Below are 12,786 nucleotides of genomic sequence, written 5' to 3'. Positions count from 1 at the left end.
AAGGATTTGATGCGGCGCTTAGCCAGCAATCTTGTTTCAGTAACCCTTATCGCGGCGTGGTCGCGGACGTATGGGCCGATGGATTTATCGCAGGAAAAGAAGCCAGCACGCAGAGGTTGGAGCAGGAGGTGATATGCAAATGACACGCAAAGCGTTTTATGCCAACAACACACGAATTCTGTGTTGGGGGATAGGGTTTGGCCTGATGGTGGGGGTTCTTGTCGGCACCACACTGCATTAAAACAAGGGTGGAAATGAAAGAGAGTAAAAAGTGAGTCGGCTAGCCAGCTCAAAAATTGAAAAAAAAACGGGAGAAATGAATGAGACAATTTCTGACCGAAACGCAGCTTGAGGCGTTGTTGTCGCTTTACTCTAAACGTGAGTTTCCAGAGCTAACACGCGAAGCGGTGCGCCTTCGCATCAAACATGGTCACACCTATGAGCTGGCATCGTTTATCACCGGCGTCTCCAGGCGCAATATCTACAACGGCGTGAAAAAACTGCAAGTCGCTCATCACACGGTGATGAAGGTCTACGGAGGAGGGCGATGAACGCGCCGATTGAGATGCCGCTCATTGAGTTCCTGCGCCAGTGCCGTAGGCCGCTGCATTACAAAACCGCCGTGAATAAGCTTCGTAACTTTGAGGCGTTGTCCCTGGGCGGCGTTCGCCAATCGCTTGGTAAGCAGCGTTTCGCTTATGGCCAAGCCTACGTTAAGAAACTCACCAAAGGTCAATACACCTTTGTTGGGCTATGGACGTTGCCCAACAAACCAACCCGACAAGATTGCTGGATACAAGGCACCTTTACGTTACACAAAGGCGTGATGCGCTTTGAGCAAAGCGTCACGACGGCGCATTTGCGTGGCTTTTTTAAAGTCTGTCGTTATTTAGGTGTGCGTAAACGTATTGCCACGGCGCGATACCGGCACGCTTATCAGGCTCATGGGCAAGCGCTCATCCATTGGCAAAAGCACTGGCAAGCTGTCGAAGAGGAATACGCGACGCATCCAGACCCAGTTCGGTTTGAAGAAACGCTGAGTGTCGAACTTGGATCGAGGCCACGGCGCCATGACTTTGGGTGTTGGTTTTTTGCCAATAATTACGCGCCGCTGTTCGATGGCGAGGTGCTTCCCGCCAATCCCATGAGCGCTCGTAGCCCAAACCTAGACATACGCGACCGCATCTTGCCCCCCCCCATGGCGCGCATTAAATCAAAAGAGGGAGAGAAAATGAATAGCGTGACCGCAATACCTGAGCCCCAAATCTTACTGTCTTCTTCCATCGTAGCCATGGCTGTCATGGAGGAGCCTAACGTGCTGACATGGCAACGCTTCTATGCCTTGCTCAATCAACAGCCTTGGCGTCATATGGTCAAGCGCGAACAATACGGCGCTAATCTGGAGAAGAACTTACAACAGCTACTTCAAAAGATACGCCGTGGTACTTATAAGCCAAGGCCCGCTAGGATATGCGAAATCCCCAAAGAGGATGGAAGTACTAGGCCATTAGCCATCTCGTGTATCGAGGACAAGCTTGTACAGCTTGCCGTCAGTACCATACTTAGTAAGATCTATGAGCCACTATTTCTAGATTCATCTTATGGTTTTCGTCCAGAGAAAGGGTGCCATGATGCAATACGTGCCCTGAACCGAGCAACGTTTAAGAATTGGAATGGAGCGATAGTTGAGATTGATATAAAGAAGTACTTCAATCGAATACCTCATGATGAGTTGATGCGGTTCCTTAAATTAAAGATAACCGACAAACGACTTCTCAGGCTTATCCACATACTGATAACAATGCCGACGATTCAAGCGGGTGTAGAGTCCGTTAACACACTAGGATGCCCGCAAGGCTCCATCATCTCGCCAATCTTAGCGAATATCTACCTGCACTATGTAGTGGATTTATGGTTTTTATCCATAAGCCAAACCCACTTAAAAGGAAGGGCGGAACAGATAAGATATGCGGATGATATGGTTTTCTCCTTTCAGACCATGAGTGATGCAGAGAGATTCTACAAAGTGCTGCCTAAACGACTGGCAAAGTTTGGTTTAGAAATGCACACAGGGAAATCGTCGATTATTCCAGCAGGACATAACCAAGCCGCTAGAGCTCAAAAGAGAAAACAACGCTTACCAACCTTTCAATTCCTTGGCTTCACATGCTATTGGGGGAAGTCTCGACGAGGTTTCTGGTCACTGAGGTTCACAAGCAGAAGTGACCGTTTCAGGGCGAAGCTGAACGGTATGAAAGAATTCTTGAGAAAGAATTTAACGACCAGCGACACTCCTGGGACGCTAAATAAAGTGACAAGAGTGATTAAAGGATGGGTCAACTATCACTACATATCTTATAACAAGGGACGAGTGGATAGTTTCCTATATCAAAGTAAGCGCATTCTACTGCGTTGGTTTAACCGAAGAGGTGGAAAGAAACAAATGACATGGTCAAGGTTTGTTACCATCTTGGACATAATTCGATTTCCACGTAGAGAGTGGTTTAAGGCAAAATCTGTGCTTTAACGTTCACTGAAAATGGCGTGGGGGCGCCTGTTTATTCGGGAGCCGGATGCGGTAGTTCCGCACGTCCGGTTCTGAGAGGGTTCGGCCTAGGTAACTAGGCCGTTCTACTCGCACAAATCCCCTTAATAGGCTCTTGTCAGCCATCAATAAGGCTTTGCGATTACAAAAAGATTGGGGATAATGCGCCGCTTTTTTCGCACGGCGAACTAAATAAACTATCCGTAGTAGAGGACCGACTAAGCGCATTGCGAGAGACGGTTGCTCAACTAGAGAACTTACAAACGCAGCATCTACCAACAAGCAAAGGCGGCAGCATGAGCAAGATCAAACAGTCAGTATTCAACGTAATTGTAGACACTTTAAAAGGCATCGAAGAAATCGGGCTTGAAGAGTTTAACGACTTCTCAGAAGTGTGTATTGCGGGTGACATCATAAGTAAGTACGAGGTATCACCAACCATCACCGTGAATGAGGAATGCATAGCAATTCACGGCTGTTGCTCGATGTCGGTTTTTTCTGACGCTGCGGTATTTTATGACTTGCTTATGAATGGCGGTCACGGCGGTGTAACTTTGACTTGTCTCAGCGGTACGCTTTACGGCTCGCTGTCTGGTGCAAGCTTTGATAGAGAGTTTGGATTGCAATACACGGTTGATCCTGACGATAAGTTGTCTTGTGAGTTTGAGTTATTTGTTTACACAAACAGCAATGCGATTTTCTCTCTGAAAAACATAATCGGTTATATGGATGCGTTGGCGGTTGCGTCTCGCACTAAGCAGCTTATGGAGTTGATGCGACGTGATTTTAGTTATTGAAGGTCGCTTTCCTCCGAAGGTGGCGAACAAAGCGCGCCAGGTTTTTGAAGCAATGAAGCAAGGCTTGATTCATGCGCGCAAATCAAAGCGCTGTGGTTATCGCAGCGTATCTGTTACCGATAGATACTGCTTACTAAATACTGGCTGTAATGACTGGGTTTTAATGACACACAGTTGCTACAACAAGGCAATAGACAAGAAATGAAACTGAATCACAAATACAGCGTTGATGGTTATGACGTGGTGATGACTCGAAGCCGTTGGAACTACGCGGGAGGCGTCGAGGGAACGGCAGTTACCATCAAAGCAACGGCATTGGCTCAAGAGTATAAGGTGATGCTTAACGGCTCGCACGTTGAACATCACGGCTTGCTTGGCGCTATTGATAAGCACATTGATTACTCTGAACGATGCGCAGAAAGCAGCTTTAAAACAAACCAGTTAAAGCATACGGCTGACATTGCCGTGGCTCAAATGATTAAACACTTGTTAGAACTACTCCAAGAATCCGAATAATGAAAAAACTATTACTAGCGCTATTGGTGGTCGCGCCGTTGGCGAATGCTTCAAACTTTCCATCTTATATCGAATTTGAATGCGACAATTTCACGTACTGGGGCAATGCCCGAAAAGAGGTTGAAATCAAGTGGGTAAAAGTTGGATGGGATGTTGAGAACACCGAAGCGCAAGAAATGACGACTTATTATCACCTACCAACGGGTGACAAACTGTTGAATGTAGACGGTCAAAAGGATTGGCAAAGCTTTATTGGTCACAGTCCGGTGATGTTGCTCAACTGCAAGATCACAAAAGAGAAGTCAAACTGGTAAATGTTTTGAGTTGTGAGCTTATGGATGAGCTCGCATCGGTCAAAGCAATAATGCTTGCCTGAGAAAAGAGATACAAAATGTAACAAACAAAAATTGTGATTTTTACGGCGTCTTGGTCCGGTCGAGAGAACTTCGAAGCGCTTATGTCTAAAGCAATTGAAGAGACGGACATTCAACAAGCGCACATCACAGATGTTAAGCCATCCGGTGTTAATGAGCACGTGAATATGATTATCGTCGAGTTTGGCCACGACCTAAACGAGAGTGATTTCGACGACCAAATACACGACATGCTAACTAGCTCTGATTGCATCGCGAGCACTGTTAACAGCTACGCACAATAATAACTAAATTTGCCGCTCCAAGTCGGGGCGGCTATTAACAACCGGTATCACTACCGGATTACACTTGAGTAACAAACGAAAATGAACATGAAAAAACTATCACTAGCTATCGCAATCATCGCAGCGTCTTCTCTTTCAGGTTGCGCGACCATCGTACAAGGTACTGAGGACACAATGAGCGTTAAGGTTAAAGACGCAGTGAGTCGCGATATTGAATGCACTCTAAACTCAGACGATGGCGTTTGGTACACAGAGGGCACGTTAGGCAGTGTACAAGTTGAACGTGGCTCAAGTGACATGACGATCATCTGTGAAAACGAAACACAAGAGGGCTCAACGGCGGTTGAGAGTGACTACCAAGCGGGATGGATTATCGGAAATATTTTCATCGACTTTGGGATCGTTAGTGTACCAATGGATTTAATCAGCGGTGCGGCTTTTGATTATCCGCGCCACGTAACAGTGAAGATGGAAAACAAAATCGATGACTCGCTGGGTGCAATGCCTACACGAAAGCTTTGCCAATTGTCTGGCGAAGATTCAGAAGTGAGTGATGCTGCAATCGAAGAAATCAGATCTCGCAATCTGACATCAAGTGAGAAGCTTGTCTGTTTCGGTGAGAAGGTGGACGCATAATGAAAAAACTATCACTTATCGCGTTGACCGTTGCGACTCTGGCGGGTTGCCAATCAACACAGCGCACATACCAAGCACCGGAGCCAATCCCGCAAAAGTGGTTAGAGCATTACACGCTTCTTGATGTTGCGCTTCATCACTGCAAGGCTGAGCCAGTTTTGATCGCTGAGACTAACGGCGCTATCAGTTATGTGAAAGGAACGTGGGCGAGTGAACCCGCTCGATGGGTAACGGCTCGGCAGAAGGTAAGCGCTGACCTAGAGAAAGCGAAGGCAGAAGAAAAGGGAGTTATCCCGGAGGGTTTTTGTCACGCTTGGGAAGTCGCAGCTTACGAGGTGATCGGGAACGTGGCCGCTCACAAAGAGCAAACGCGCATCAACCAACAAAACGCGATGTACCAACAACAGCAATTACAACAAGCGCGTCAAAACGTTAGTAACCAATTGCAGCAACAGAATATGTACTGGCAAAACTTCAATAATCAAATGTTTCAATACAACATGCAGCAAATGAACAAGTATTACCAGTAACCAAGTAACCTGAACTATCGAACAAGCCATCCAAGCGGGTGGCTTTTCTTTTGAGAGGACCATGAGAGCATTTCGTTTTTACAATCCATATTTCGACACGATAACGGTCCTGATTGTGCTGTTTTTTATCGTCGTCATTCTTCACATCCTTGTGTTTGGTGGGCTGCTTATTTACAAGCATTGGGACTCCATTTCTAAAATCAGAATCAGATCTCCAAAACTCAAGTTCGAGATACCAAAAACGGAGCCGTGAGAGTTCAAAAAGGTTGATCGAGTTGTAAAAATCCCGTTCACCATTGAATTGGTGTTTCCAATAGGGACGCACAGCGAAGTGCGTAACTTCAAAGATGTGTATGAGGCAAACGACTACGCACTTAGACAAGCAACAAAGCACAACGCCTTAGATTGGCGAGTGAAACAATAAGGCATCCAAACGGGTGCCTTTTTATTACCTGAGAGTCATTAGTGATGCGGTAACTTATCCCTAATTACTTTCATTCTTTTAAGGAACCAAACCATGACCTCATCACCATCATTTCAAATCGCTGTAACTCGCGGCAATGTTGGCAACGTTCAATTCTCTCTAATAACAACAACGTATCGAACAATCCGACCAATCACTAAGTTTGATGACCGAGGAACGTCGGCGACTGAACGTGCTCAACGTGAAACGAACCGTAGACGTGCTGAGTCTGCGGCAGAGTGGGCGATAGCTTGCTACAAGGCGGGTAAGCCTTACATGTTCCCTTCGCTTACTTTGGCTATTCACGTGCCTGTTGGAGTCGAAGCACCAGTGTTCGAACCAGTGGCAGTAAGTTACGAAAATATCGGTATTCTTCATTTTCCAATTGACTGTCGCTGTTTTGTCACAGATGGACAACACCGACTTCTAGCGATTGAAATCATTCTTGAGCGTTGCCCTGAAATGGCTAACGAAATGGGGTTCTACGCCGGAACCCCAGATTTTTCCGATTGTGAGATTACTCTTGATTGAGTAACTTTATCCCGTCCGCTCGTAGCTGACCGTCAGGGGAAACATGACGGTATAACGTTTGCCGCGTTATACCTAACTCTTTACATAGGGTACTAACTTTTGTTTCTGGTCGGCCCATAGATGCCATTGCCATTCGCAATTTTACTGGGGTCATTTTGTAAGGTCGCCCGCCTTTTCTCCCGCGCGCTCTTGCTGAAGCTAATCCAGCAATTGTTCGCTCGGCAATCAATTCACGTTCAAACTCTACCAATGCTGCAAAGATACCAAAAATAAGCTTACCGGCTGCTGTTGTGGTATCAATGGTCGCACCGTGACCAGTCAATACCTTCAAACCTATCCCACGCCCAGTCAGATCGTGCACCGTATTTATGAGATGACGAAGGTCACGACCAAGTCGATCTAGTTTCCATACAATCAGAGTATCGCCTGGTCGGAGAGCTTTTAAACAGGAAATGAGTCCAGGACGGTCATCTCGCTTGCCAGATGCTCGGTCCTCATAAAGATGGGTGATATCAACACCTGCAGCAATTAAGGCGTCACGCTGTAAATCATTCATTTGAGAACCATCGGCTTTTGATACTCGCATATAACCAATTAGCATTTCACACCTGTCACATATACATTCGATTATGTGACATTGTGATTTTGGAACATGATACTGTCAATAGTAGTCACATTACCCGTCATTTAAACTATGACAAGTAAAGGTTGTATTTTAGGATAATGTGACACCTATAATTTATAAGGTTCTAGAATGGCCAGAAAAAAATAAACTCTTAAGTATTCTTTCAGAGGCCGAGCAGGAAGCGCTGTATGGTATTCCTGATTTCGATGATGTGCAGAGGCTGGAGTTTCTGGCTTTAAATGAATCTGAGTTAGCGTTAGTCGATAGCCGGAAAGGACTTCATGCACAACTTTGTTGTATTCTTCAGATTGCTTATTTTAAAGCGAAAAGTCTGTTTTTTCGTTTCGAGTGGAATGATGTTCGGGACGACTGCAACTTTATCCTGAGTCGCTATTTCCCTGGTGAGTCACTTCCGGAACAATCGCCCTCTAAATATGAACGTTATATTCAACGAGAAAAAATCTGCAAACTGTATAATTATCGTCCGTGGTCATCAGCATTATCTTCGCTGGTTGAGCAGCAAGCTGTCCATATTGTCCACCGCGATATCGCTCCTGGGCTTGTTGCCACTGAACTGATTATCTGGCTCAACGAGAACAAAATTATTCGCCCCGGCTATACCACACTCCAAGAGCTGGTCAGCAAGATGCTTTCTGATGAAAGACAGAGGTTGGGACAGAAGTGGACCCCAATGGTTGGACACATAAGCTAACTTCTTAAGTGGTTGATCCAGCTCATGCAGCGTATCTCAGCCTACCAAAGTAGGCTCCATCAGGGGTGAGGTCATTGAGTCCCTGATGGTTACGCTCCTCATTATAAAACACCATGTAGTGGCCGATTTCAAGCTCTGCTTCTCGGGGCGTGGTGTAAGCTTTTTTTAAGTAAACCTCCTCATATTTCAGGCTTCTCCATAATCGCTCGATGAAAACATTGTCGATCCAGCGTCCTTTCCCATCCATACTTATCCTGACTCCATGGTCGATTAGCTTCTGTGTGAATTCGGTGCTGGTAAACTGACTGCCTTGATCTGAGTTGAAGATATCTGGCGGCCCATAATGTTTAAGCGCGTCTTCAAGGGCTTCAATACAAAAGCTCGTGTCCATCGTGTTGGATAGCCGCCAAGACAGCACCTTTCGGCTATACCAGTCGATAATGGCGACTAAATACAGGAATCCCTTAGCCATCGGGATATACGTTATGTCAATCGCCCAAGCTTGGTTCGGGTAAGTGACTTCGATATCACGCAAAAGGTAGGGATAAACCTTGTGTGCTTTGTTCGCCAGAGTTGTTCGAGGCTTGGGGTAAATAGCCCCAATACCCATGTCTCGCATGAGCCGAACGACACGTTTACGATTAACGTTATGGCCTTTTTTAGCCAACTCATTTCGAATGCGTCGGCTCCCCATGAACGGATACTGAAGGTGAATTTCGTCAATCATGCGGCGTAGTTCAATCTCTTCAGCAGAGAGTCCTATGGGTTGATAGTAAGCAGTAGAACGAGCAATACTGAGAAGCTCACACTGGCGCTTTATTGGCAATTGGGTTGATTTAACCAGCGAGCTCTTTCGCTGGGCTCGGTCTAACGACCGAGCACTTTGGCCAAAAAATCATTTTCCATGGTCAATTGCCCAATCTTGGCGTGCAGTTTGTCCACTTCTTCAGAGCTGTCCTTGCCTGACTGGCTTTCAGAGGCAAAAATCATGGCTGCATTTTCGAGCAGTTCTTTTTTCCATGTAGAGATTTGGTTAGCGTGAAGGTTGTATTTCTGAGCTAACTCAGCGACAGTTTTATCACCTCTAGCAGCATCAAGGGCCACCTTAGCTTTAAATTCGGGAGAGTGGTTTCTACGTTTTCTAGTCATAATCTGTTCCAGTATTTTTAGGTACTATACAAACAGATCAATCACTTAAAGTTATGTCCGAAAATTGGGGGGCCACTTCTCTATACTGCGGCAGAGATCCATCAGCCTATAAAAATTGTCTAATTCAACCAGCAGGGCGGATTAATCTTGAGCTTATCAGTCGTGAAAAAAACAATCTTAATCGCATTGTGGCCACGCTGGGATTGAAAGAAATGACGCAAGGAACGTTAGTCCGCAAATTGTGCACATATTCAACAACCAACCCAACAAGACGAGCTCTGTTCGAATATGACCGACTGGTGCGTAGTATTTACACATTGAAGTACCTGCGTGATCCGCAGTTAGAACGTAGTATACGGCGCTCCCAGAACAGGGTTGAATCCTACCACCAGTTACGTGCTGCAATAGCCAAAGTAGGTGGAAAGAAGGAATTAGCAGGAAAAAATGACATAGAAACGGAAATCAGCAACCAATGTGGTCGGTTAATTTCCAACGCAATCATCTATTACAACTCAGCGATCCTGTCACGATTACTAGAACGACTAGAAGCGGAAGGAAATACTAAAGGCATTGATGCTCTAACTCGGGTATCACCGGTGGCCTGGCAACACATTTTACTGAACGGCCACTATACCTTTCAAAACAGTAATGAAATTATTAATTTGGATGAGTTAATTGCTGGTCTGAGACTGGAATAACGGAAAAATCTGGGGTTCCGGCGTAGAACCCCTTGTTAGTAGTTATTGTTCTTTATTGTGCTTGAGAAGCAACATGGTAAATGAAATCAACCATTGCTCCTTCGCCGTTCCCTTCGCCGTATCCGTAATGCAGATTCACTGGCGACTTGTAATAGTAAGTTGATTTCACACCGTCGCGTTTATCGGTATAACTGTAAGCCACGCCAGTGAAGAAAATAAGCTCATTGTAATCACCGTTGATCACACGAGAGACTACATTTGCATCCGGCTTGATGTGAGCAAAGGTGATATGAGAAACCAACTCATCGTCTTCCACGTGGTGATTGATTGCCGTTAATGGCTTGCTGCCATTGATTACCGCTTCTGAACAAATGTTGTCGCCGCCGTATGGATTAGGCTTACACATAAACTGCCCTGCTGACGTTAAGCGTTCAAACGCCGCATCCATGAACTCATTCGAAGCTAGATACGAAAAGTTGCTAATCGCGTAGACGTCATTTGTGACTGGGTAGTAAGTGAATGCGTGGTTGTGTCCGGTACGTGACGGAAATTCGATACTGGGATTGCCATCATTCCACTCACACTTTGCATCTTCGTACTCGCAGATCATTTGAAGCTGATCCATAGAGTAGTTAGTCAGCTCAGAGATTAGTTGAACCGTATCCTTAACGCCCATATCTGGTTGCTCGCCACCTTCGCCAACATTCGGATTTTCTTCTGATGGGATTGGTGTTGATGGTTCTAGGTCTGTCAAAGGTGGGTCTACTGGCTCGCTTGGCTCAAGTGGAATAAGCGGCTTTTCATCTACCGCACCACCGTCTGAACCACCACAACCCATAAGAATTGAAGATACCGCCGCTGCTACTAAAAGCTTTTTCATATTTTTATTATCTCTGAAAGAAAAGCCACCTCGGAAGTGGCTAAGTGATGCCGATTTTCAGCCAAAAGTGTGACGTGTGCAACGCTTTTTTAGTTGCCAACACGACAAAAAATGGTTATTAACAAAGCCCAGTTTTTCGACCAGGCTTACCATAGTGGCTATTTTTGCCCATCCCCCGAAATGGTAAAAAATTTAAGGGCCGCCATATTTCTAGGTGCTCTAGGCTAATCCTCTACCTCAGTAAAATAATCAGCCAAATCTATCGAACTGATCAGTTCATCTATATCAAATGTCGCAGCTATTTCATTAAACTCATAGTGTCCATAAAAATTGATATGCTGCCAGGCCACTGGTGAAATTTTTCCTATATTGCTGATGTCAAAGTGTTTGCCCACATAAATGCCACGCATAAGCCGATTCGATAACATTTCCGCATTAAAATAGATAATGGCATTGGATATAAGGCGGGTACACTCATGGATTAAATGTTGCTCTATTTCCGTTTTAACTCTTAGCTTTCCACCATTTGCATGAGCTATAGCCTTTTTAAGACGATGATAGGCCTCACCGCGATTGAGCGCCCTGGTTACATGTTGCCTAAGGGATTTGTCATTAGTGAGTCGATTCTGGTTTGTTTCCATCTGATGTGTTTTCCTTTGATTTTTATTGTTCTGACATGGCCTTAACAACTCTCTGTACCGTACCTGTACCCACTCCCAGCGTTTTAGCTATTTTAATCATTCCCATTGGCGGATTGGTACTGGTTCTAAGTTCCCGGATTTTTGCTTCAACATCTTCGGCTACTTTGGCACGACCAAGTGTTTTCCCTTTTGTTCTGGCTCGTGCCAAGCCTGCTTTAACACGCTCTTGGATCATGGAGCGTTCAAACTCAGCGAACACCCCCAACATTTGAAACATGGCTTTGCCAGCGGGTGTGGTCGTATCCAAGCCTTGTTGATGGAGGTAAAGGTCGCACCCAACACCATGCAATTCATTCAGGAAGGAAATAAGATCTTGCAAGCTACGACCTAAGCGATCAACGGACCAGGCTAGTACCAGATTAAATTTACGCCGGACTACATCTTTTTGCATTTGGTCAAAATCAGGTCGTTTATCCCTGCCTTTGCTACCAGATACACCGGCATCTTCATACACTCGATATATTTGCCAGTTGGCCTGTTTAACGACGCTCATTAACTCCAGCAACTGGGTTTCTGTTGATTGTTCGCCGGTAGATACCCGCAGATAAATAGCAACTGTTCTAGTCATAGTTAACAACAAAACATACAAAATATATATATTAACTGTATGTGCCATCTATACATCAGTCAAGTGTTTAATGTATAGCTGTAGTGAAGAGACTAAGGTCACTAAAATAAAGGCTTTGTGAATACAAAAATTGGAAGGGTTTTCTGTATAGGTAAATTCGATAATATTTGTACGTCTAGCAGCCGCACATTAAACTTTTTACCATTTCGGGGGATGGGAAAAAATAGCCACTATGGGACGAGGTGTAATATTGCATTTAGCCATCGTACCGTCTCCAAAGGCATTCATCCACGGGTAAACCCGTGGTTTTCTGTATCCACAGAATAAAACACACATATGCACACGGGTGCTTATTTTCGCGTTCAGATAACGTTACTCTGTGTCGACAGGCTGAAAACTGTACTAAGTCAATCACTACGTGACTTAAATGACACATTGACGATCTTCGAGCTGCCGCTTGCGGCGGCTCTTTTTTTGGGGGAGATTGATTTAATGGTTAACGTTGAAAAAGTGAATGCCACGCTTTTAAAGGCAGGGCATGCGCCGGTAACGCCACGCGAGTGGCTGTTTATCGAGACCATGAATCAGGCGGTTCTCAGCTTGGCCTTTATCGTTCGATGGGTTGTTAGCAAGCGTGATGAGGCTACTGACCATCACGCTGATTTATCTTGATGCGACAAAGGTTGATTCAGTTGATGGTTAAGCTCGGTGAAAAACGTTTCACGCTTACGTTCAATAAGCTTCTTTTGCTTTTTGACCAGCTCGTGATGCTTCTTG

General features: G+C 45.2%; 16 protein-coding genes and 1 pseudogene. 12 read left to right on the top strand and 5 right to left on the bottom strand.

The annotated features are described in order from the left end of the window. The first annotated feature begins 320 nt into the window (after positions 1–320). The 9 genes from KIO97_RS25580 to KIO97_RS25540 all read left to right on the top strand — a co-directional run bounded on the left by KIO97_RS25580 (position 321) and on the right by KIO97_RS25540 (position 6,676). Entirely contained in the window at positions 321–551 is a 231-nt protein-coding gene (locus KIO97_RS25580; protein WP_285384312.1) for a hypothetical protein, read from the top strand. Beyond that, positions 548–2,527 (top strand): reverse transcriptase domain-containing protein, encoded by a 1,980-nt coding sequence (locus tag KIO97_RS25575; RefSeq protein ID WP_285384311.1) that lies wholly within the window; start codon positions 548–550, stop codon positions 2,525–2,527. Before KIO97_RS25580 ends, KIO97_RS25575 begins: the two co-directional genes overlap by 4 nt. 314 nt (positions 2,528–2,841) lie before the next feature. Next, complete coding sequence (locus tag KIO97_RS25570; protein ID WP_285384310.1) at positions 2,842–3,342, top strand: hypothetical protein; 501 nt, start codon at positions 2,842–2,844, stop codon at positions 3,340–3,342. Between the two features lie 201 nt (positions 3,343–3,543). Further along, positions 3,544–3,858 carry a hypothetical protein gene (locus KIO97_RS25565; protein ID WP_285384309.1) on the top strand — a complete coding sequence of 105 codons (315 nt, stop codon included), beginning with the start codon at positions 3,544–3,546 and terminating at the stop codon, positions 3,856–3,858. Continuing rightward, a complete protein-coding gene (locus KIO97_RS25560; protein ID WP_285384308.1) occupies positions 3,858–4,172 on the top strand; it encodes a hypothetical protein in 315 nt (104 codons plus the stop codon). Before KIO97_RS25565 ends, KIO97_RS25560 begins: the two co-directional genes overlap by 1 nt. A 143-nt stretch (positions 4,173–4,315) precedes the next feature. Beyond that, entirely contained in the window at positions 4,316–4,516 is a 201-nt protein-coding gene (locus tag KIO97_RS25555; RefSeq protein ID WP_285384307.1) for a hypothetical protein, read from the top strand. An 87-nt stretch (positions 4,517–4,603) separates the two neighbouring features. After that, a complete protein-coding gene (locus tag KIO97_RS25550; RefSeq protein ID WP_285384306.1) occupies positions 4,604–5,152 on the top strand; it encodes a hypothetical protein in 549 nt (182 codons plus the stop codon). Then, positions 5,152–5,682: a hypothetical protein gene (locus KIO97_RS25545; protein ID WP_285384305.1), complete on the top strand. Its 531-nt coding sequence runs from the start codon at positions 5,152–5,154 to the stop codon at positions 5,680–5,682. The genes KIO97_RS25550 and KIO97_RS25545 overlap by 1 nt, the downstream gene beginning before the upstream one ends. A 517-nt stretch (positions 5,683–6,199) precedes the next feature. Beyond that, the gene (locus tag KIO97_RS25540) at positions 6,200–6,676 is read left to right on the top strand and encodes a DNA sulfur modification protein DndB (protein WP_285384304.1); all 477 of its coding nucleotides are present in this window, start codon (positions 6,200–6,202) and stop codon (positions 6,674–6,676) included. On the opposite strand, the gene KIO97_RS25535 is transcribed toward KIO97_RS25540, so the two are convergent. Beyond that, positions 6,663–7,277 carry a recombinase family protein gene (locus KIO97_RS25535; RefSeq protein WP_285384303.1) on the bottom strand — a complete coding sequence of 205 codons (615 nt, stop codon included), beginning with the start codon at positions 7,275–7,277 and terminating at the stop codon, positions 6,663–6,665. The genes KIO97_RS25540 and KIO97_RS25535 overlap by 14 nt on opposite strands. A 136-nt stretch (positions 7,278–7,413) precedes the next feature. Between KIO97_RS25535 and KIO97_RS25530 the strand changes: the two are divergent. Then, positions 7,414–7,977: pseudogene (locus KIO97_RS25530) on the top strand (DUF4158 domain-containing protein); the annotation flags it as partial. A 58-nt stretch (positions 7,978–8,035) separates the two neighbouring features. Here the strand turns inward: KIO97_RS25530 and KIO97_RS25525 are convergent. Continuing rightward, positions 8,036–9,162 (bottom strand): IS3 family transposase gene (locus KIO97_RS25525; RefSeq protein WP_285384302.1). Its coding sequence is split into 2 segments (ribosomal slippage): positions 8,036–8,910 and positions 8,910–9,162, totalling 1,128 coding nucleotides; the frame shifts between segments, so codons are not numbered across the junction. Positions 9,163–9,188: 26 nt separating this feature from the next. Here KIO97_RS25525 and KIO97_RS25520 point away from each other — a divergent pair. Next, entirely contained in the window at positions 9,189–9,860 is a 672-nt protein-coding gene (locus KIO97_RS25520; RefSeq protein ID WP_285384313.1) for a Tn3 family transposase, read from the top strand. Positions 9,861–9,912: 52 nt separating this feature from the next. On the opposite strand, the gene KIO97_RS25515 is transcribed toward KIO97_RS25520, so the two are convergent. The 3 genes from KIO97_RS25515 to KIO97_RS25505 form a co-directional block, all read right to left on the bottom strand. Then, a complete protein-coding gene (locus KIO97_RS25515) occupies positions 9,913–10,740 on the bottom strand; it encodes a hypothetical protein (RefSeq protein WP_285384301.1) in 828 nt (275 codons plus the stop codon). A 224-nt stretch (positions 10,741–10,964) separates the two neighbouring features. Beyond that, positions 10,965–11,381 carry a Tn3 family transposase gene (locus KIO97_RS25510; RefSeq protein ID WP_285384300.1) on the bottom strand — a complete coding sequence of 139 codons (417 nt, stop codon included), beginning with the start codon at positions 11,379–11,381 and terminating at the stop codon, positions 10,965–10,967. A 22-nt stretch (positions 11,382–11,403) separates the two neighbouring features. Continuing rightward, positions 11,404–12,057, bottom strand: a complete 654-nt coding sequence (locus tag KIO97_RS25505; RefSeq protein WP_285384299.1) for a recombinase family protein — start codon at positions 12,055–12,057, stop codon at positions 11,404–11,406. 288 nt (positions 12,058–12,345) lie between these two features. Between KIO97_RS25505 and KIO97_RS25500 the strand changes: the two genes are divergently transcribed. Then, a complete protein-coding gene (locus KIO97_RS25500) occupies positions 12,346–12,681 on the top strand; it encodes a hypothetical protein (RefSeq protein WP_285384298.1) in 336 nt (111 codons plus the stop codon). The last annotated feature ends 105 nt before the right edge of the window (positions 12,682–12,786 follow it).

Origin of the sequence: Vibrio sp. B181a, assembly GCF_030248375.1 — a bacterium.
Classification (GTDB): Bacteria; Pseudomonadota; Gammaproteobacteria; order Enterobacterales; family Vibrionaceae; genus Vibrio; species Vibrio campbellii.
Note: the sequence above shows the minus strand (reverse complement) of the source record. Positions and strands in the feature narration are given on the sequence as shown.